Raw genomic sequence first — 18667 nt, forward strand, 5'->3', positions numbered from 1 at the left:
GCAAAGGCCGGTCCGGCCGCCGGTCTGGCGCCGAAATGGGGCAAGTCTATGGCAGGGCGTGGGGACCCGCGCGGAATGGCGCTTGCGCGGGACTTTACGGCCAGCGGACTTCGGGGGGAAGACTCATCAGGATCGCCTCGGTGTTTCCGCCCGTCTTCAGGCCGAACAGCGTCCCGCGATCGTGGATCAGGTTGAATTCCGCGTATCGCCCGCGCCGGACCAGTTGTGCCTCGCGTTGGGCGGGCGTCCAGCGCTGGGCCATGCGCCCACGCACGATGGCGGGATAGGTGTCGAGGAACGCCAGCCCCACATCGCGGGTGAAGGCGAAATCGGCCCCGACATCCCCACTGTCCAGCCGGTCGTAGAAGATCCCGCCCAGGCCGCGCGCCTCGCCGCGATGGGGCAGGAAGAAATAGCGGTCGCACCAGTCCTTGAAGCGCGGGTAGTAGGCCGGGTCATGCCGGTCGCAGGCCAGGCGGAACCCGTCGTGGAACACTGCCGCGTCGGCCTGGGCTTCGGCGCTGTCGGGGAACATCGGGGTGATGTCGCCGCCGCCGCCGAACCAGCCCTGGGTGGTGATAATCATGCGGGTATTGAAATGCGCGGCCGGCACCAGCGGGCTGCACATATGGGCGACAAGGCTGATGCCTGTCGCGAAGAAGCGCGGATCGTCCATCGCGCCGGGGATGGTGGTGCGGAATTCGGGGCTGAAACTGCCCGACACGGTCGATACGTTGACGCCGACCTTCTCGAACACCCGCCCGCGCATCAGGCTGATGACGCCGCCGCCGCCGGGTGTGCCGTCCTCGTTCGTCCGGTCCCAGGCCTGGCGTTCGAATCGGCCGGGCTGCGTCCGGCCCGGCAGCGTCTGGACGTCGCCGGCCTCGTCCTCGATCCGTTCGAAGGCGGAACAGATCCGGTCGCGCAGGTTTTCGAACCACGTCCGGGCTTCGTCCTTCAGGCCGTCATGGGGTACGGGCGCGCGGGGTACTGTCATTATCGGGCCATCTTCTGCGTCTGCGTCGGTCGATGGCCTACGGGTGCCTGTTTGCGCGGACGATTGCAAGAAGGGGGGCCTCGCCGGTAAGGAGGGCAAAAGCCAGCCGTCCGCCCGGACGGCGGCCGGGCGTATGGTGAACGCGCCGGCCCGCGGGTGCGGGAACGGCACGGAAGGATGGATGGATGACGGACGCGGGTTCCGGTGACGTGACGGGCGGGAAGGGCGAAGGGGCGGCCGCATGGCTGGACGCGCGCCTTCCGGTCGTATCGGGCTTCCGGCAGGAATATATCGACTATCCGACGCCCAGGAACCTGAACGGGTTGTGGAATTTCGGGGCGATCCTGACGGTCGTGCTGCTGGTGATGCTGGCGACCGGCATCTTCCTGGCGGTGAACTATACGCCGACCGCCGCCGGCGCCTTCGCGTCGGTCGAGGCGATCGAGCGCCAGTTGCCCAGCGGGTGGCTGTTGCGTTCGATCCATGTCACGGGCGCCAGCCTGTTTCTGGCGGCGCTGTACGTGCATCTGTTCCGTGGGCTGTATTACGGGTCGTACAAGCGCCCGCGCGAGGTGCTGTGGCTGACCGGGCTGCTGCTGCTGGTCATGGTGATGTTCACCGCGTTCGCGGGGTACGTCCTGCCGTGGGGGCAGATGTCGTACTGGGGCGCCGACGTCGCGGGCAAGGCGGTGGACGCCATCCCCGGCATCGGCCCGTGGCTGGAACATTTCCTGCAGGGCGGGGACGCGCCGGGTGACGTGTCGCTGCATCGCTTCTTCGTGCTGCATTTCGTGCTGGCGTTCGCGGTGCTGGGCGTGGTTGTCCTGCATGTCGCGGCCCTGCATGTCACCGGATCGAACAACCCCCTGGGGATCGAACCGAAGGAGCCGCGCGATACGCTGACCTTCCACCCCTATTATACAAGCAAGGACGCGGTCGGCCTGATCCTGTTCGCGCTGCTGTTCGCCGTGCTGGTATTCTTCCTGCCGAACCTGATGTTCGAGGCCGAGAATTTCCGCCCGGCCAATCCGCTGCATACCCCCGCGGACATCGAACCCGAATGGTATTTCCTGCCCTTCTACGGGATGCTGCAATCCGTGCCGTCCAAGTTCGGCGGCCTGCTGGCGGCGGTGGGGTCGATCCTGGTCCTGTTCCTGGTGCCCTGGCTGGATACCTCGCCGATCCGCTCGGCGCGGTTTCGCCCGGTCTATCGGGTGGGCATGGTGGCGCTGGTCGCTTCCTTCGTCCTGCTGGGGCTGGTCGGGCGGCATCATGCCGAAGGGGGATGGATGATCGTGGGGCGTGTGGCGCTGGCCTATTATTTCGCGCATTTCCTGGTTCTGCTGCCGCTGTCAAAGCGGCTGGAGCGCGGGGTCATCCTGCCGCGCAGTATCTCCTCCGGCCTGGATGCGGGCGCATGAGGGCCGTCATTCTGGCGTCGGTCGCGGCCGGCGCAATCCTGATGGCGGCCGCCCCCGGTTCCGCCCGTGCCCAGGAACGCCGGCACGAGGTCGCCGCGCCGCAGGCGTGGAGCTTCGCCGGCCCGCTCGGCCGTTTCGACATGGCTGCGGTCCAGCGCGGCTATGCGGTCTATGCCCAGGTGTGCTCGGCCTGCCATTCGCTGAACGGCATGACCTATGGGGACCTGACGTCGATCGGCTTGACGGACGAACAGGTGCGCCAGATCGCCGCCGGCCAGAGCGTGCCGGGGGGCGTGGACGCGCAGGGGGCGGCGGTCATGCGACCGGCCACCGCCGCCGATCATTTCCGCCAGCCCTTCGCCAGCGTCGAGGCCGCCGCGGCCGCCAACAACGGCGCCCCGCCGCCCGACCAGTCGCGGCTGGCTCTGGTCTATCCCGGCGGGCCGGACCGGATCTATGCGCTGCTGACCGGCTATCGCCCGGCCCCGCCGGGTTTCGTGCCGACCAATGCCGGGGCATTCTACAACCCGTACGCCGCCAATTTCGAAATCGGGATGCCGCCGCCGCTGCGTGACGGGCAGGTGGAGTACGCCGACGGCACGACGGCCACCACCGCGCAGGAAGCGCGCGACGTCACCACTTTCCTGGCCTGGGCGGCGCAGCCGCATCTGGCCGAACGTCACCGCCTGGGCGTTCAGGTCACGCTCTATCTTCTGTTCCTCGCCATCCTGGCGTTCATCCTCAAACGGAAAGTCTGGTCCGATGTCCACTAACTCCCCTTCGTCCGGCACGCCTGCCGTCGAACCCGTGATCGGGCTGATCGGCGGGTCGGGCCTCTATGATATCGACGGGCTGGAAGACAAGGAGTGGCGCACGGTGGAAACCCCGTGGGGCATGCCGTCCGACCAGTTGCTGTTCGGGCGCCTGGCCGGCGTGCGGTGCGTGTTCCTGCCGCGCCACGGGCGTGGTCACCCGATCCCGCCGTCGCGCCTGAACTACCGCGCGAACATCGACGCGCTGAAGCGGTCGGGCGTGACCGACATCGTGTCGCTGTCGGCCGTGGGCTCGTTGAAGGAGGAACTGCCGCCGGGTCATTTCGTCATCATCGACCAGTTCATCGACCGCTCCTTCGCGCGGGAAAAGAGCTTCTTCGATACCGGTTGCGTGGCACATGTCTCGATGGCCGACCCGCTGTGCCCGCGCATCGGCGACACGCTGGAAGACAAGGCGCGGGGGCTTGGCCTGGACGTGACCCGGGGCGGGACCTACCTGGTGATGGAGGGGCCGCAGTTCTCGACCCGCGCGGAAAGCAACCTGTACCGCTCGTGGGGCTGTTCGGTCGTGGGCATGACCAACATGCCCGAGGCCAAGCTCGCCCGCGAGGCCGAGATCTGCTACGCGACCGTGGCGATGGTCACCGATTACGATTGCTGGCACCCCGACCACGACAGCGTGACGGTCGATGCGGTGGTGAAGGTCATGCAGTCCAACGCCGACCGGGCCAGGGCGCTGGTGTCGTCGGTCATCCCCGCCCTGGGCCAGCCGCGCGGATTGTGCCGCGCGGGGTGCGACCGGGCGCTGGAACATGCGCTGATTACCGCGCCGGACCGCCGCGACCCGGCCCTGCTGGCCAAGCTGGACGCCGTCGCCGGCCGGGTGCTGAAACGCGCCTGACGGAATGCTGGCCCGCCTACAGGTGGCGGGCCAGGAACGCCAGGCTGCGCGTGCGGGCCAGTTGCGTGGCGGCGGCGTTGAAGCTGTCGCGCTCGGAACAGCCGAATCCATGGCCGACGTGGGGGTAGGTCAGGATGTCCACATTCGGATGCGCGGCGCGGATGGCCGCGACGTCCGACAGCGGGATCGACCCGTCGGTCTCGCCGAAATGCAGTTGCACCGGGCAATGCGGAACCAGGTCGTTCTGGGCCGCGATGCCGCCGCCATACCACCCGACGGCGGCGGCGAAGGCCCGCGTCCGCGCCGCCGCCATCCAGGCCACGGTGCCGCCCCAGCAATAGCCGATGATGCCCACCTTGCCGCCGCCCTTGCCATCATCCAGCGCGTCGGCGGCCGCCACCACGTCCAGCAGGGTTTTGTCCGCCGGGATGGCCGCGCGAAGCCGTAGCCCGGTCTGCACCCCCTGCGTGTCGTACGCCAGTTCGACATCGCGTTCCGCCCGGTCGAACAGTGCCGGGGCCACGACACGATAGCCGTCCGCCGCGAAGCCGTCGCACACCGCGCGGATGTGGTGATTGACACCGAAAATTTCCTGCACCACCACAAGGGCGCGGGGGGCGTCCGGCGCGCCGGCCCTGTAGGCCGACAGGGTGTGGCCGTCCGATGCGGTCAGGGTCGTGGTCGTGCCCATGGGCAGGGTCCTCCTGTTGCGCGAATGAGGGGGAACCATGGCCGAAATCGTCAATTTGCGGCAGGTCCGAAAACGCAAGGCGCGCGCCGAACAGGCGCAGGTCGCGGCCGAAAACCGGGTCCTGCACGGCCGGACCCGCACCGAGCGCGACCGGCAGTCGCAGGAAGCGGGGCGCGCCACGCGCACGCTGGACGGCGCGCGCGTGGAACGCGAACCGGACCCCGGCCCGCGCTGAGGCCCGGGATGGCGCGGCCCGATCAATGTAGCGTGAGGCAGGCCCGCGCGCAGGTGACCGAGGGCGGCGCGATCAGCGTCTGCGACGCCACGCGGACCGAATGCAGGCGTCCCTCGAGCGTGCGCGACCAGAAGTCGAGGAAGCGTCGCAATTGGGGATAGGACGGGGCCAGGTCCATGTCCTGCCAGACATAGGATTGCAGAAGGGCCGGATGATCGGGCAGGCAATACAGGATTTCGGCCGTGGTCAGGCGGTAGTCGCGGAGCTGAAGCCGAAGGGTCATGGACGCCTCGCTGCATGATCGACGGTTGCTGATGGGCCGAGCGTGCGGGAAGCCCCTGACATATTCAACAAAAATTCTTTTATTCCCAGAACCTTGGCAGCGCCCGAAAGAAAGTGCTGCCGATCCTTGACAGGAATGGGGACGGACCCTACCTGTTGCTGGCACTCTCGTGCGGAGAGTGCCAAAGCGATGCGGCCTGGCGCGCGCGCCAACCCGGTGGCGTCGCTTATTCAAGGGCGTTACCTTTTTTGATGTGGAGCGATCCATAATGACGAATTTTCGGCCCCTGCATGACCGCGTGGTCGTCCGTCGCCTGACCGGCGAGGAAAAGACGGCTGGCGGCATCATCATTCCCGACACCGCCAAGGAAAAGCCCATGGAGGGCGAGGTCATCTCCGTCGGCCCCGGCGCGCGGAACGAGCAGGGACAGATCGTGGCCCTGGACGTCAAGGCCGGCGACAAGGTGCTGTTCGGCAAATGGTCCGGCACCGAAGTGAAGATCAACGGCGAGGAGCTGCTGATCATGAAGGAAAGCGACATCATGGGCGTGATCGCCTGACGTTTCTGTTCCTTTCCATTCTGATCGACAAGTTTCCTACAGGAGAATTCTGATATGGCAGCCAAGGACGTAAAGTTCGGCGGTGACGCGCGCCAGCGCATGCTGCGTGGCGTGGACATTCTGGCCGACGCCGTGAAGGTGACGCTGGGTCCGAAGGGCCGGAACGTCGTGCTCGACAAGAGCTTCGGCGCACCGCGCATCACGAAGGACGGCGTGTCGGTCGCCAAGGAAATCGAGCTGGCCGACAAGTTCGAGAACATGGGCGCGCAGATGCTGCGCGAAGTCGCGTCGAAGACCAACGACGTGGCCGGTGACGGCACCACCACCGCGACCGTTCTGGCGCAGGCGATCGTCCGCGAGGGCGCGAAGGCCGTGGCCGCCGGCATGAACCCGATGGACCTGAAGCGCGGCATCGACAAGGCCGTCGCCGCGGTCGTCGAGGAACTGAAGAAGAACACCAAGAAGATCACGACCCCGGCCGAAACGGCGCAGGTCGGCACGATCTCGGCCAACGGCGAGCATGAGATCGGCGAGATGATCTCGCAGGCCATGCAGAAGGTCGGCAGCGAGGGCGTCATCACGGTCGAGGAGGCCAAGGGCCTTCACACCGAACTCGACGTCGTCGAAGGCATGCAGTTCGATCGCGGCTACATCTCCCCGTACTTCATCACGAACGCGGAGAAGATGATCGCCGATCTGGACAGCCCCTACATCCTGATCCACGAGAAAAAGCTGTCGTCGCTGCAGCCGATGCTGCCGCTGCTCGAGAGCGTCGTGCAGTCGGGCCGTCCGCTGCTGATTATCGCCGAGGACGTCGATGGCGAGGCGCTGGCGACCCTGGTCGTCAACAAGCTGCGTGGCGGCCTGAAGATCGCCGCCGTCAAGGCGCCGGGCTTCGGCGATCGTCGCAAGGCGATGCTGGAAGATATCGCGATCCTGACCGGTGGCCAGGTCATCAGCGAAGATCTGGGCATTAAGCTCGAGACCGTGACGCTTCCGATGCTGGGCCGTGCGAAGAAGGTCCGCATCGAGAAGGAAAACACCACGATCGTCGAGGGTGCCGGCGAGTCGGACGACATCAAGGGCCGTTGCGGCCAGATCCGCGCGCAGATCGAGGAAACCACCTCGGACTACGACCGCGAGAAGCTGCAGGAGCGTCTGGCGAAGCTGGCGGGCGGCGTCGCCGTCATCCGCGTCGGCGGCTCGACCGAGGTCGAGGTGAAGGAGCGCAAGGACCGCGTCGATGACGCGCTGCATGCGACCCGCGCCGCGGTCGAGGAAGGCATCGTTCCGGGTGGCGGCACGGCCCTGGCCCGCGCGTCGGCCGCCCTGGGCCACCTGCATTTCCACAACGACGACCAGCGCGTCGGTGCGGACATCATCCGCAAGGCCCTGCAGGCTCCGCTGCGCCAGATCGCCCACAACGCGGGTGAAGACGGTGCGGTCATCGCCGGCAAGGTGCTGGAGAACAACGACTACAACTTCGGCTTCGATGCCCAGCTCGGCGACTACAAGGATCTGGTCGTGGCCGGCATCATCGACCCGACCAAGGTCGTCCGTACCGCGCTGCAGGATGCGTCGTCGGTGGCCGGCCTGCTGATCACCACCGAGGCGATGGTGGCCGAGAAGCCGGAAAAGAAGGCCCCGGCCGCGCCGGCCGGTGGCATGGGCGGCATGGGCGACATGGATTTCTGATCCATGGAGCCTGCCCCGGCGACGGTCTTCGGACCATCGCCGGGGCAGCGTCCGGACGTACGGAAAGAGGGGACCGTCCATGCGTGGGCGGTCCCCTCTTTTTTTGATTCCATCGAATTTCGTGCTCGCCCGTCTGCGAATTGACAAGGCACCACGATCCATGCGCCCATGGACACTGGCATGATCGGCGTGTGAACGCGGAGCGGGTGGAACCCGGATTCCGGTTCTTCGAGCGTCGATGGTCCGAGAACCCGGATGTCGGGCAAGCGGCCGGACAAGGCGAATAAGGAAAGACGACTATGGCTACCGGAACTGTGAAATGGTTCAATGCGACCAAGGGCTTCGGCTTCATCATGCCTGAAGATGGCGGCAAGGATGTGTTCGTTCACATCACCGCCGTCCAGGCCGCCGGCCTGCGCGGGCTGAACGAGAACCAGCGCGTCAGCTACGACGTCGTGACCGAGCGCGGCAAGGCGGCGGCGTCGAACCTGAAGCCGCTCTGATCCGGCATTCCAGGGTTTAACGCGTTCGACCTGGACGCGTTAAGACAATGCAGGCGGGGAGGACGGGATGCCGTCCTCCCCGTTTTCATGTTGATGCAGGAAGGCCGCGAGGTCGCGCGCGACGTCCCGCAGCCCCGCGCGGCGCACGGCCACGCCCTCGGGGAAGGCCGACAGCAGGCGCGTGGGCGCGCGCCGGTCCAGCAGGACGAAGACCCCGCGGTCCCCGCCGCTGCGGATCAGGCGGCCGAACGCCTGGCGCAGCCGCAGGCGCGCGATCCGGTCGTCATACGCGCCGGGCGCGCCGTGCGACAGATGCAGGCGCCGCTCGCGATGCAGGATATCGGGGCGCGGCCAGGGCACGCGCTCGAACACCACCAGGCGCAGCGACCGGCCGGGCACGTCCACCCCGTCGCGCATCGCATCCGTTCCCAGCAGGCAGGAATTGGCTTCCGAGCGGAAGATGTCGACCAGCGTCGCGTTGTCCATGCCGTCGACATGCTGCGCGTACAGTGGAATGCCCGCCTCCTCCAGCGGCCGCGACAGGCGCTGGTGGACGGCGCGCAGGCGCGAGATGGCGGTGAACAGGCCCAGCCCGCCGCCGCCGGCCGCCAGGAACAATGTCCGGTAGGCGCCGGCCAGCGCGCCGATATCGTCGTGGGGAATGTCGTTCACGATGAAGGCGCGGCTCTGGCGCTGATAATCGAAGGGGCTTGCCAGCGATGCCCGGATCGCGGGCGAGGGCAGGTGGCTGGCGCCGGTCCGGGCCTCGGCGGCCTCCCACGCGCGCTCGGTCTCCTCGCCGTCGGTTCGCCCGTTCTCGTCGCGCAGGGTCGCCGACGTCACCAGGATGCCATGGGCGGGGGCGGCCAGGACGGTCGCGAAGGGAATGGTGGGGTCGAGCCAGTGGCGATGCAGCCCGACATCGTGCTCGCCCGCGCGTTGCCCTTCGCGCCGGTCCAGCCGGATGAAGTCGACATGCTGCGGTGTCGCGCCCTCGTCGGCGGGCGCGCCGAGGCCGCGGAGCATGGAGACCCACCCGTCCACCCGGCTCAGGGCCCGGCGGCGAATGGTCCGTACTCCGGCCTCGATTCGCTCGCGGGTGGCCGAATCGAGTTCGGCCGTGTCGTCCTCCAGCCGCTCCAGCAGGCGGTCCACCAGCGTGCGGAGCGCCGTGGCCAGCCGGTCGAGCGAGCGCGCCAGGCCGGCGGCGGCCGGCAGGACCGCGTCGGGCACGGGGTGCAGGTCGCATTCGATCGCGCCGGGCCGGTGTCCGCCATCAGGGGCGCGCGTCGTGGACCGGGCCAGCGCCTGCTGTCCCAGAAGATGCAGCAGCCATTCGGTCGGATTGGGCAATGCGGCGTCATTCGGACCGGGCAGCGCCGGCGGGGACCGGGGCAAGCCCGCAGGGCCGACCGACATCTCCGCCGTTTCGGTCGTCGCATGCCACGCATCCGCCAGACGGCCGGACCAGCCGGGCGCGGGCAGGGCGTGGGCGGCCTGCAACGCGGCCTCGAGTGGCGCTTCCAGGCGGGGATAGCCCACGACCAGATCGTCCAGCCGCCGTTTCAGCCCCCGCGCGCGGGACCGCGCGCCTTCGGCGCCCAGCAGCCAGCGGCGCAACTCGGCGGCCTCCAGCCCCGACAGTTCGGCGGAGAATGCGCTGTCGGCGGCGTCCATCACGTGATGGCCCTCGTCGAAGACGTAGCGGGTGGGGATATTGTCCTCATCCGCCGCCTCGTCGCCGTCCATGGCGTGCCAGGCGGCCTGGCTCATCACCAGGGCATGGTTGGCGATCACCAGGTCGGCGTCCCGCGCCCGGCGGATGGAATGTTCGACGAAGCAGCGCTGGTAATGGGGGCAGGCGCCATGGATGCACTCGCCCCGCCGGTCGGCGATGCCCGCCAGCAGCCCGCGTCCGAACAGGTCGCCGAACCAGCCGGGCAGATCGCCCCCCGTGAGGTCCCCGTCGGCCGTGACCCCCGCCCAGCGCGCGACCAGCGACAGGCCGATCAGGCTGCCATGCGCCGCGCCGCGCGCGCCGGCGATATTCACCGTCTCCTCCATGTTCAGGAGGCAGAGATAGTTTTCCCGTCCCTTCCGCAGGACGACATGCCTGCGCCGCTCGGTGGCGTCGGGATAGAGCCGGGCCAGTTCGGCCTCGATCTGCCGTTGCAGATGGCGGGTATAGGTGCTGATCCAGACCGTGCCGCCATTGCGTTCCGCCCACAGGCTGGCGGGCGCGACATAGCCCAGCGTCTTGCCGGTGCCTGTGCCGGCCTCGGCCAGCACCATATGCGGGTCGCCCCGGACCAGGCGCGGTGCGAAGGCGGCGGACGCCGCGCCGGCGAAATCGGCCTGCCCGACCCGGGTTTCCGCATCGGGGCCCAGAATCTCGCCCAGCCGGCGGCGGGCGTCGGCGGCCGACACCGGATGATTGGCCGGTGGCGGGCGGGGGGCGGCGTCCTCCCATTTCGGCAGGCGTCGCCAGACGCGGATGGCATCGCCCGGTTGCAGGGCCTCGGGGGGCAGGGACGTCCCGGTGCCCAATGCCGCCAGCACGCTGCGGCCCCAGGCCCAGCCGGCGCGTTCCATCCTGACGGCCAGGGCTGCCATTTCCTCGCCCGCCGGGGTGGCGCGCAGGGCGGCGATCCGGTCCAGCAGGATATCCGCAAGCTCCGGCAGCAGGTCGGCGTCGGCCGATCCGATCCGGCTGTCGCCCAGGTCCAGCGCCTGCGCCAGGCCGCGCACCGTGGGCGGCATCGTGCGGCCGGGCAGGGCGAAGACGAACAGCTCCAGCAGGTCCAGCCAGGGCGTGGGCTGCGGCAGCGGCGGCAGGCCCAGCCGTCGCGCGGTCAGCGGCGCATGGACCACCAGCGGCGCCGGCCACTGGCGCAACTCCCGCACCGCCTCTTCGGATGACAGGGTCAGGAGCTCGCCGTCCGGGGTCAGAATCGAACACGAACCATGACGCGCGACCAGCGCGGGCGGCATGTCCGAAGGGGGAAGTGACGCGGCCATCAGAGGAACATATAGGGGACATATGGCCGCCTGTCGCCCGTTACCGGCATCATCATCCATTATTCCGGCATGAAGATGATGTATGGTTTGGATTGACCCATGCCATTCCAGTTCATAGCTTCCCGGCATCATGTCCGAACAGAACCGTCCCGACCCCGTTCCCCTGCCCAAGGCCTGGCCCTTCGAGGAAGCCGCGAGGCTGGCCGCGCATGTCGAAAAACGGGCCGACGACCGGCCGGCATTGCTGGAAACCGGGTACGGCCCGTCGGGCCTGCCGCATATCGGCACGTTCGGCGAAGTGGCGCGGACATCCTGGGTGCGCCAGGCCTATACCCGCCTGACGGGGCGCCCCACGCGTCTTCTGGCGTTTTCCGACGATATGGACGCCCTACGCAAGGTGCCGGACAATGTGCCGAACGGCGACATGCTGCGCCAGCACCTGGGCAAGCCGCTGTCGCGGATCCCCGATCCGTTCGGCACCCATGACTCCTTCGCCGCCCATAACAATGCGCGGCTGAGGTCCTTCCTGGACGGATTCGGCTTCGATTACGAATTTGCCTCCTCGACCGACTATTATACCGGCGGGCGGTTCGACGCCGCGCTGCGCCGGGTGCTCGAGGTCCATGACGAAATCGTGTCCGTCATTGCCCCGACCCTGGGGCCGGATCGCCGTGCGACCTATTCCCCCGTGCTGCCGATCCACCCGCGCACCGGCCTGGTGATGCAGGTGCGTATGGACGCGATCGACGCCGATGCCGGCACCGTCCGCTGGACCGACGAGGACGGGGTGGTGTTTGAAACCCCGGTGACCGGCGGCGGCGCCAAGATGCAGTGGAAGGCCGACTGGGCCATGCGCTGGTTCGCGCTGGGCGTGGATTACGAAATGTCCGGCAAGGACCTGATCGACAGCGTGAAGCTGTCGGGCAAGATCTGCCGGATTCTGGGCGGCGAGCCGCCGGCGGGCCTGACCTACGAACTGTTCCTGGACGAGAACGGGCAGAAGATCTCCAAATCCAAGGGGAACGGGATCTCGGTCGAGGAATGGCTGCGCTACGCGCCGCCCGAAAGCCTGTCGCAGTACATGTTCAACGCCCCGCAGCGGGCCAAGCGTCTGTTCTTCGACGTCATCCCCAAGGCGGCGGACGAGTATCTGGCCAATGTCGGCCGCGCGGCCACCCTGGCCGGCGACGATCCGGCGCTGCCGGCGAACCCGGCCTGGTTCATCCATGCCGGCCGGATCGGTCCGGATGCCGGCAGCCCGCTGACCTTCGGCATGCTGCTGAACCTGGCCAGCGTCGCCAACGCCGAAACCCCGGACGTGCTGTGGAAGTTCATCCGCCGCTACGATTCGGCCGCATCCCCGGACTCATGCCCGATGCTGGCCCGCCTGGTGGACCATGCGATCGTCTATTATGCCGATTTCGTGCGGCCGGCGAAAACCTATCGCCAGCCCGACGAGCGGGAGCGCGCGGCGCTTGCCGACCTGGCCGACAATCTGCGCGGCCTGGTGGACGGGCCGGCCGAGCCCGACACATTGCAGAACCTGGTCTTCGAGATCGGCAAGCGCCATGGGTTCGAGCCGCTGCGCGACTGGTTCGGGTGCCTGTACGAGGTCCTGCTTGGCCAGAAGGAAGGACCGCGCTTCGGCATCTTCATCGGGCTGTACGGCGTGTCCGAAACGGTCGAACTGATCGAGGCGGCGCTGGCCCGCGCATCCATGGCCGCGTCAACGGGCGCCGGCGCGGCCTGAGGCTCCGGCGGATCGTGACATGACGTTCCTGGACCCGTCATGCCTTTGAACCGGAACATCATGCCAGAAGCACCGCCCCCCCCGCCGCATGGCTGGCGGCGGATGCTGCGCCACGTGCCCCATGCCATCGGCCTGGTGCTGATGATCGCCGCGATCGTGGTGGTCCAGCGCGAGGTCCGGGACCTGCACTGGAACGACATCCGTGCGGCGCTGAAGACGATTCCGGTCTCGACCCTGCTGCTGGGGATGGGCTGCACCGTCCTGTCCTATTTCATCCTGTCCTTCTACGACTGCCTGGCGGTCGTGCAGGTCGGATGCCGCGTGTCGTTCCGACGTACCGCGTTCGCCTCCTTCTGTTCCTATGTGCTGTCGCACAACCTGGGGTTTTCCGCCATTTCCGGGGCGGCCGTGCGCTTTCGGCTGTATGGCAACTGGGGCCTCGGCCCCTTCGCCATCGCCCAGATCATCGCCTTCTGTTCCGCCACCTATCTGCTGGGCGCGGGCGCGCTGGTGGGTGCGGTGCTGCTGATGGAACCCGGTGCGGTGCCGATCGTCGGCGGGCATCTGCCGCATGCCCTGCTGTGGGGGATCGGGCTGCTGATGTGGCTGGGGGTCGCCGCCTATATTCTGCTGGGCCTCCGGCTGTCGGAAGTGCGGCTGTGGCGCTATACCATCGCCTTTCCATCGCCGGGCATGGCGATGGCCCAGACGGCCGTCGCGGCGGCCGAAATCGCCGCCACGGCCGGCATCGCCTATATCTTCCTGCCGCCGGGTACCGGCCTGGGGTACGGCGTCTTCCTCGCGATCTATATCGCGTCCTACACGGCGGGGCTGATGGCCAGCGTGCCGGGCGGGCTGGGCGTGTTCGACGGGGCGATGATGCTGGCGTTGAGCCCGTACCTGGAAGCCACGCAGATCATCAGCACGATCCTGGTTTTCCGCCTGTTCTATTACATCATCCCGCTGTTTCTGGCCGGGATCATGTTTGCGGGGCACGAGCTGTTCCTGCGCGGTGATGCGGCCCTGGCCCGCAAGGCCGCGCCCCAGGCCCCGCGCCGCGGCCCGCGCGAAACCCGCCCCAGCCATGTGATCCGCGAGAGCGAGGCCGATTTCTCGGTCGTCGTGGCCACCGGCGCGGTGTCGATCTGCGGCGCGCTGCTGGTCGCGCTGACGATCCTGGACCCCGCATCGTGGACGAATGCAGGCGGCCTGCACCATCTGGTCGGGGTGGCGGGCGATTACCTGCTGTCGCTGATCGGGGTGGCGCTGATCGGCCTGGCGGTCGGCCTGTCGCAGCGCGTGACCCTGGCGTGGAAGGTGACGCTGGGCCTTCTGGTCTGTGCCGCCGCCCTGACGCTGCTGCGCGGGGCGTCGCTGGCCGTTCCGGGGATCCTGGGCCTGGTGACGATCCTGATCGCCCCGTTCCGCAGTTCCTATTATCGCCATGCGCGCATCCTCAGCGAACCGCTGGCGTTCCGCACGATCCTGTCGCTGGTCCTGCTGATCGGCTGCGTGCTGGTGCTGGTCTGCTCCGGCCCGCGTGACGAGGTCGGCGGAAGCTGGTGGGAGGTCATGCTCTTTACCTCGACCCACGGCGTGGCGCGATGGACGATGGGGCTGGCCGTCGTGCTGGGGCTGGTCATGATCGGGCGCCTGGTCCGCCCCGGCCAGATCATCGTCCTGCCGTGGGACGAGGACGGGCAGGCCCAGTATCGCGCGCTGGACCACGCGCTGGACGATCCTGGCCCCGGTACGCCGGCGGGGCTGATCCCCGGCGCCGCCGGACGGGCGATGCTGCCGTTCCTGCGGACCCATGGGTTTCTGGTCGGCCTGGGCGACCCCGCCGGCGCATGGGACGATTGCGCCTCGGCCATCTGGTGGCTGCGCGACCTGGCGGTGCAGGAGGGACGGCAGCCGGTCTTCTGGCGGGTCGGGACGTCGATGCTGGACGTGTATAACGACCTGGGCCTGACGTCCTGGCCCCTGGATGGCGTGGGGGTCGAGGCCACGAGCTATCTGTGCTGCGTTCCGCAGAGCGTGGCGGCGGTCCGGGCGATCATGCAGCCGGCGGAAGGTGGGCATTCGCTGGCGGTCGTCGCCCGCATTCCCGACAGGTCTTGACGGGCGGACGGCCTTCGGAAAAACGGTAGGGCTCATCCCGCGTGGCGTCCTCGGGCGCCATTGCCCCCACGGGAACGAAGATGATGCCGCCAGCTCTTCACGCTGCCTTGCCCCCGGGCGGGCCGAGCGATTTCGCCGCCCTGACCAACATTTTCCTGCTGGCGTTTCCGGCGCTGTTTTCCATCGTCAACCCGATCGGCGCCGCGCTGATCTTCACGCAGGTGACGGCCGGGCGGACGCGGTCCGAATGCCTGGCGCTGGCCCGCACCGTCGCGTTGTATTCGGCCTGCCTGCTGATCGCCTCGATCTGGATCGGCAGCGCCATCCTGGCCTTTTTCGGCATCACGATCGATTCCCTGCGGATCGCCGGCGGGTTGGTCGTGGCGGTTCGCGCGTGGGCCTTGTTGCAGGCCCCCGAAGCGGTGGCGGCCCGCAAGGAGGAGCAGGCCCGTCAGGGGGGCCGGACCATCGCGGCGCCGAGCTGGACGGAAATGGCGTTTTTTCCCATGACGATGCCGTTTACCGTCGGCCCCGGCACCATTTCGGTGGCAATCGCCCTGAGTGCTGCCCGGCCGGCATCGTCCGGCGGCATCCTGTTCTATGTCGCGCTGTCGGCGGCCGCCGTGCTGGTGGCCGCGACGATCTGGCTGGCCTATGCCTATGCCGAACGGCTGATGGCGCTGCTGGGCGTGACCGGCGCGCGGATCGTGTCGCGGCTGGCGGCGTTGATCCTGCTGTGCATCGGGGTGCAGATCCTGTCGGCGGGGATCGAGGGGCTGGCGCTGACGATCGTCCGCGCGGCCTCATCCTGACGTGCCGTCCGCCGCCAGCAAGGGGCGGATCGCGGCCCGCAGGGCGGGCAGCACGTCGGTCGCGAACCAGGGAGTGCGCCGTTCCCATGCCCCGGTGCGCCAGGATGGATGGGGCAGGGGAAAATAGCGCGGCATGACGTCGCGGAAATTACGGACGCGGTCCTCGACGCGGCCAGGCCCCAGCACGGCGGCCTGGGCATAGGAGCCGACGAGGAGGGTCAGCCGGATATCGGGCATCATCGCCAGGATCCGGTCGCGCCAGAGTGGGGCGCATTCGGGGCGCGGGGGGCGATCGCCCCCCTTCGGAAGCCGTCCCGGATAGCACATCCCCATCGGCGCGAGGGCGATGCGGCGGGTGTCGTAGAACGTGTCCCGGTCGATCCCCAGCCAGCCGCGCAGGCGGTCGCCCGAGGCGTCGTTGAAGGATATGCCGGTCTCATGCACCCGTGTGCCGGGGGCCTGGCTTGCGATCAGGATCCGCGCCGTCCGCGATATATGCAGGATCGGACGCGGCCCCAGGGGCAGGTCGGCACAGGCCGTGCAGGCCCTGACCCGTCGGAGGAAATCGTCAAGGTCGCGGTCCCCCGAGCCGTCCGTCATCGTCGCGGCTCTTTCATCCGGCCAGGATCTCGTCGACCCAGCGCGGCACCATGCGCGTGGCGGGACCGGTCATGAACCGCTCGAAGCGCCCGGAGACGGCCGATGGGTCCAGATTGATTTCCAGCGTGTCCGCATGGTCCTCGACCAGGGCCGCGAAACCGGCGGCGGGATAGACGGTGCCGGACGTTCCGATGGCCACGAACAGGTCGCACGCCCCCAGTGCGGCTTCGATCCGGGGCATGTGCAGCGGGATCTCGCCGAACCAGACGACGTCGGGCCGCAGGGTCGGCCGGCCGCAGAGCGGGCAGGGCGTATGGGGAAGGCAGTCGGCGTGCCATTCGGGCGTGCCGCCGCACGAGGTACACCGCACGCGCAGCAATTCGCCATGCATGTGCCAGACATTCCGGCTGCCCGCACGCTCGTGCAGATCATCGATGTTTTGCGTGACGATCAGAAGTTCGCCGGGCCATTGCCCCGTGCGGGCCGCTTCCTCCAGCCGGGCCAGCGCAAGATGGGCGGCGTTGGGTCGCACGCGGTGCAGTTCGGCCCGCCGGTCATTGTAAAACCGGTCGACCAGCGCCGGATCGCGCCGGAATGCAGCGGGCGTGCAGACATCGTCGATGTCATATCGGCTCCAGATCCCGTCGGCGTCGCGAAAGGTGTCCAGGCCCGATTCCCTGCTGATGCCGGCCCCGGTCAGGACCACGATGCGTTCCATGGGATGATGTTGCTCCGTTCGGTGTCGTCACGCCCGGATGGTAACGCCCCGACTGTGCCAAAGGACGGCGCATAAGAAAACCGCCGCGGGAGGACCCTCCCGCGGCGGCAATCGGCAAGGCGACAGGCCGGAGGCCGGTTACTGGGCCTGGTCGACCCCCGAATGGGTCTGCGGCGCGAACGTCCATCCGGCACCGTAAGGCTGCGGATGGAAGATCAGCCACCCGCTGCTGGAGGCGTTCCATCCGCTGCTGGAAACCGGCGCCCCGGTGGCGCGCAGCTTGGTGACATCGGCCGCGGTGACGCTTGCAGGCGCGCGGTTGCCCCAGCTGGATCGGATGAAATTGACGACATCGGCGATCTGCTGCGCCGACAGGGTCTTGCCGTAGGCCGGCATGGCCACGGCGGACGGCGCCCAGTTGGTCGGGGGCAGCACGCCGCCATTGACGATGACGTTGACCAGCGAGGTGGGGTTGTCCGTCACGACCACCGGGTTGCCGGCCAGCGGCGGGAACATGCGGGGCACGCCGCCGCCGTCATTGCGATGGCAGATCGTGCATTGCTGCAGATAGACCTCGGCGCCGGCGGACCCGGCCGTCTTGCCCGATGCCAGCATGTCGGCGGTGGACGGGTCATAGGTATACGCGCCCTGCGACGGCGGCACGGGCGGAAGGTTCTTCAGGTATTTGGCGATGGCGCGCAGATCGTCGTCGGTGAAGTACTGGGTGCTCCAGGCCACCACGTCGGCCATGCCGCCGAAGACCGCCGAATGGTCGATGCGTCCCGATTTGAGGAAATAATAGATATCATCCTCCGACCAGCGGCCCAGGCCGACCACCGGGTCGTTACGCAGGCTGGGGGCGACCCAGTTGTCGATCGGCGCCCCGCCCGACAGGAATACCGGCCCGCCAGTGGCATCCATCGCCTTTTCCTGCATGGCGAAACCGCGCGGGGTGTGGCAGGCGCCGCAATGGCCCGGGCCGGTCACCAGATATTCGCCGCGCGCGATGACGGGATCGGTCCCGGGGGCGGGCTTGAACGCGGCGGGTGAGGGCGAGAACAGCGTGCGCCAGATCGACAGGGGCCAGCGCATCGACAGCGGCCACGAGATCTCGACCGGCTTGTTGGGCTGGCCCACCGGCGTCACCCCATGCATGAAATAGGCATAGAGCGCATGCATGTCGTCGCTGGTCATGCGCGAAAAGGCCGGATAGGGCATCGCCGGATAAAGCGTCGACCCATCCTTGCGTACGCCATGGCGAACGGCCTGATCGAAATCCTCGAACGTGTAGCGCCCGATGCCGTAGGTCGCGTCGGGCGTGATGTTGGTTGAATAGATCGTGCCGATCGGGCTCCGGATTTCCAGCCCGCCCGCATAGGCCTGTCCATGCAGGGCGGTGTGACAGGCGACGCAGTCGCCCAGTCGCGCGACATAGGCGCCCTTGTCGATCAGGGCCTGGTCGGGCGTCTGCGCCATCGCCCCCGTGGCAAGAAGGCCGAACGCCGTCGTGCCGATCGCAACTTTAAGCCTGTTGAGCATTCTGTTCACCGTGCGTCGCATTGATGCAAAAAAGAAGGAAATCCGGCATGA

Annotated in this window: 17 protein-coding genes; 10 read left to right on the forward strand and 7 right to left on the reverse strand. The window is 68.1% G+C overall.

Going from position 1 to position 18667, the window contains the following annotated elements:
* Positions 1-94 precede the first annotated feature (94 nt).
* The gene (gene hemF, locus HLH21_RS01245; RefSeq protein WP_182940397.1) at positions 95-997 is read right to left on the reverse strand and encodes an oxygen-dependent coproporphyrinogen oxidase; all 903 of its coding nucleotides are present in this window, start codon (positions 995-997) and stop codon (positions 95-97) included.
* A gap of 185 nt (positions 998-1182) precedes the next feature.
* Here hemF and HLH21_RS01250 point away from each other — a divergent pair, with 185 nt between their 5' ends.
* The 3 genes from HLH21_RS01250 to HLH21_RS01260 are packed head-to-tail and all read left to right on the forward strand — an operon-like array spanning position 1183 to position 4092.
* Entirely contained in the window at positions 1183-2418 is a 1236-nt protein-coding gene (locus tag HLH21_RS01250) for a cytochrome b (RefSeq protein ID WP_182940398.1), read from the forward strand.
* The gene (locus tag HLH21_RS01255; protein WP_182940399.1) at positions 2415-3191 is read left to right on the forward strand and encodes a cytochrome c1; all 777 of its coding nucleotides are present in this window, start codon (positions 2415-2417) and stop codon (positions 3189-3191) included. Before HLH21_RS01250 ends, HLH21_RS01255 begins: the two co-directional genes overlap by 4 nt.
* A complete protein-coding gene (locus tag HLH21_RS01260; RefSeq protein ID WP_182940400.1) occupies positions 3181-4092 on the forward strand; it encodes an S-methyl-5'-thioadenosine phosphorylase in 912 nt (303 codons plus the stop codon). Before HLH21_RS01255 ends, HLH21_RS01260 begins: the two co-directional genes overlap by 11 nt.
* Before the next feature lie 16 nt (positions 4093-4108).
* On the opposite strand, the gene HLH21_RS01265 is transcribed toward HLH21_RS01260, so the two are convergent.
* Positions 4109-4783, reverse strand: a complete 675-nt coding sequence (locus tag HLH21_RS01265; protein WP_182940401.1) for a dienelactone hydrolase family protein — start codon at positions 4781-4783, stop codon at positions 4109-4111.
* A gap of 37 nt (positions 4784-4820) precedes the next feature.
* Here HLH21_RS01265 and HLH21_RS01270 point away from each other — a divergent pair, with 37 nt between their 5' ends.
* Positions 4821-5018, forward strand: a complete 198-nt coding sequence (locus HLH21_RS01270) for a DUF4169 family protein (RefSeq protein ID WP_182940402.1) — start codon at positions 4821-4823, stop codon at positions 5016-5018.
* Positions 5019-5040: 22 nt separating this feature from the next.
* Here the strand turns inward: HLH21_RS01270 and HLH21_RS01275 are convergent, their stop codons facing one another.
* Positions 5041-5301 carry an usg protein gene (locus HLH21_RS01275; protein WP_182940403.1) on the reverse strand — a complete coding sequence of 87 codons (261 nt, stop codon included), beginning with the start codon at positions 5299-5301 and terminating at the stop codon, positions 5041-5043.
* 268 nt (positions 5302-5569) lie between these two features.
* Between HLH21_RS01275 and HLH21_RS01280 the strand changes: the two genes are divergently transcribed.
* From HLH21_RS01280 to HLH21_RS01290, 3 genes are all read left to right on the forward strand, one after another.
* Positions 5570-5860 carry a co-chaperone GroES gene (locus HLH21_RS01280; RefSeq protein WP_114726807.1) on the forward strand — a complete coding sequence of 97 codons (291 nt, stop codon included), beginning with the start codon at positions 5570-5572 and terminating at the stop codon, positions 5858-5860.
* A gap of 54 nt (positions 5861-5914) precedes the next feature.
* The gene (gene groL / locus HLH21_RS01285; protein ID WP_182940404.1) at positions 5915-7555 is read left to right on the forward strand and encodes a chaperonin GroEL; all 1641 of its coding nucleotides are present in this window, start codon (positions 5915-5917) and stop codon (positions 7553-7555) included.
* Positions 7556-7854: 299 nt separating this feature from the next.
* Complete coding sequence (locus HLH21_RS01290) at positions 7855-8058, forward strand: cold-shock protein (protein ID WP_012225746.1); 204 nt, start codon at positions 7855-7857, stop codon at positions 8056-8058.
* 39 nt (positions 8059-8097) lie between these two features.
* Here the strand turns inward: HLH21_RS01290 and HLH21_RS01295 are convergent, their stop codons facing one another.
* Positions 8098-11076 carry an ATP-dependent DNA helicase gene (locus HLH21_RS01295; RefSeq protein ID WP_182940405.1) on the reverse strand — a complete coding sequence of 993 codons (2979 nt, stop codon included), beginning with the start codon at positions 11074-11076 and terminating at the stop codon, positions 8098-8100.
* A 130-nt stretch (positions 11077-11206) separates the two neighbouring features.
* On the opposite strand from HLH21_RS01295, the gene HLH21_RS01300 reads away from it, so the two are divergent.
* The 3 genes from HLH21_RS01300 to HLH21_RS01310 all read left to right on the forward strand — a co-directional run bounded on the left by HLH21_RS01300 (position 11207) and on the right by HLH21_RS01310 (position 15759).
* Positions 11207-12826 (forward strand): lysine--tRNA ligase, encoded by a 1620-nt coding sequence (locus tag HLH21_RS01300; RefSeq protein WP_182940406.1) that lies wholly within the window; start codon positions 11207-11209, stop codon positions 12824-12826.
* 60 nt (positions 12827-12886) lie between these two features.
* Complete coding sequence (locus HLH21_RS01305; protein WP_373319608.1) at positions 12887-14947, forward strand: lysylphosphatidylglycerol synthase domain-containing protein; 2061 nt, start codon at positions 12887-12889, stop codon at positions 14945-14947.
* Positions 14948-15030: 83 nt separating this feature from the next.
* On the forward strand, positions 15031-15759 hold the full coding sequence (locus HLH21_RS01310) for a MarC family protein (RefSeq protein WP_182940408.1): 729 nt from the start codon (positions 15031-15033) through the stop codon (positions 15757-15759).
* Here the strand turns inward: HLH21_RS01310 and HLH21_RS01315 are convergent.
* The 3 genes from HLH21_RS01315 to HLH21_RS01325 all read right to left on the reverse strand — a co-directional run bounded on the left by HLH21_RS01315 (position 15751) and on the right by HLH21_RS01325 (position 18616).
* Complete coding sequence (locus tag HLH21_RS01315) at positions 15751-16359, reverse strand: uracil-DNA glycosylase family protein (protein WP_182940409.1); 609 nt, start codon at positions 16357-16359, stop codon at positions 15751-15753. The two genes, HLH21_RS01310 and HLH21_RS01315, sit on opposite strands and share 9 nt — an antisense overlap.
* 13 nt (positions 16360-16372) lie before the next feature.
* On the reverse strand, positions 16373-17077 hold the full coding sequence (locus HLH21_RS01320) for an NAD-dependent deacylase (RefSeq protein ID WP_182940410.1): 705 nt from the start codon (positions 17075-17077) through the stop codon (positions 16373-16375).
* A 138-nt stretch (positions 17078-17215) separates the two neighbouring features.
* The gene (locus HLH21_RS01325) at positions 17216-18616 is read right to left on the reverse strand and encodes a c-type cytochrome (protein ID WP_182940411.1); all 1401 of its coding nucleotides are present in this window, start codon (positions 18614-18616) and stop codon (positions 17216-17218) included.
* Between the last annotated feature and the right edge of the window lie 51 nt (positions 18617-18667).

The sequence above is a fragment of the Gluconacetobacter johannae genome, assembly GCF_014174305.1.
Classification (GTDB): domain Bacteria; phylum Pseudomonadota; class Alphaproteobacteria; order Acetobacterales; family Acetobacteraceae; genus Gluconacetobacter; species Gluconacetobacter johannae.

Excerpts from the sequence above, each read along its gene's own strand:
- HLH21_RS01300 (WP_182940406.1), top strand. The coding sequence starts at position 11,207 with ATGTCCGAACAGAACCGTCCCGACCCCGTTCCCCTGCCCAAGGCCTGG.
- groL (WP_182940404.1), top strand. The coding sequence starts at position 5,915 with ATGGCAGCCAAGGACGTAAAGTTCGGCGGTGACGCGCGCCAGCGCATG.
- HLH21_RS01310 (WP_182940408.1), top strand. The coding sequence starts at position 15,031 with ATGCCGCCAGCTCTTCACGCTGCCTTGCCCCCGGGCGGGCCGAGCGAT.
- HLH21_RS01290 (WP_012225746.1), top strand. The coding sequence starts at position 7,855 with ATGGCTACCGGAACTGTGAAATGGTTCAATGCGACCAAGGGCTTCGGC.
- HLH21_RS01295 (WP_182940405.1), bottom strand. The coding sequence starts at position 11,076 with ATGGCCGCGTCACTTCCCCCTTCGGACATGCCGCCCGCGCTGGTCGCG.
- HLH21_RS01325 (WP_182940411.1), bottom strand. The coding sequence starts at position 18,616 with ATGCTCAACAGGCTTAAAGTTGCGATCGGCACGACGGCGTTCGGCCTT.
- HLH21_RS01265 (WP_182940401.1), bottom strand. The coding sequence starts at position 4,783 with ATGGGCACGACCACGACCCTGACCGCATCGGACGGCCACACCCTGTCG.
- HLH21_RS01280 (WP_114726807.1), top strand. The coding sequence starts at position 5,570 with ATGACGAATTTTCGGCCCCTGCATGACCGCGTGGTCGTCCGTCGCCTG.
- HLH21_RS01275 (WP_182940403.1), bottom strand. The coding sequence starts at position 5,301 with ATGACCCTTCGGCTTCAGCTCCGCGACTACCGCCTGACCACGGCCGAA.
- hemF (WP_182940397.1), bottom strand. The coding sequence starts at position 997 with ATGACAGTACCCCGCGCGCCCGTACCCCATGACGGCCTGAAGGACGAA.
- HLH21_RS01270 (WP_182940402.1), top strand. The coding sequence starts at position 4,821 with ATGGCCGAAATCGTCAATTTGCGGCAGGTCCGAAAACGCAAGGCGCGC.
- HLH21_RS01320 (WP_182940410.1), bottom strand. The coding sequence starts at position 17,077 with ATGGAACGCATCGTGGTCCTGACCGGGGCCGGCATCAGCAGGGAATCG.
- HLH21_RS01250 (WP_182940398.1), top strand. The coding sequence starts at position 1,183 with ATGACGGACGCGGGTTCCGGTGACGTGACGGGCGGGAAGGGCGAAGGG.
- HLH21_RS01260 (WP_182940400.1), top strand. The coding sequence starts at position 3,181 with ATGTCCACTAACTCCCCTTCGTCCGGCACGCCTGCCGTCGAACCCGTG.
- HLH21_RS01315 (WP_182940409.1), bottom strand. The coding sequence starts at position 16,359 with ATGACGGACGGCTCGGGGGACCGCGACCTTGACGATTTCCTCCGACGG.
- HLH21_RS01305 (WP_373319608.1), top strand. The coding sequence starts at position 12,887 with ATGCCAGAAGCACCGCCCCCCCCGCCGCATGGCTGGCGGCGGATGCTG.
- HLH21_RS01255 (WP_182940399.1), top strand. The coding sequence starts at position 2,415 with ATGAGGGCCGTCATTCTGGCGTCGGTCGCGGCCGGCGCAATCCTGATG.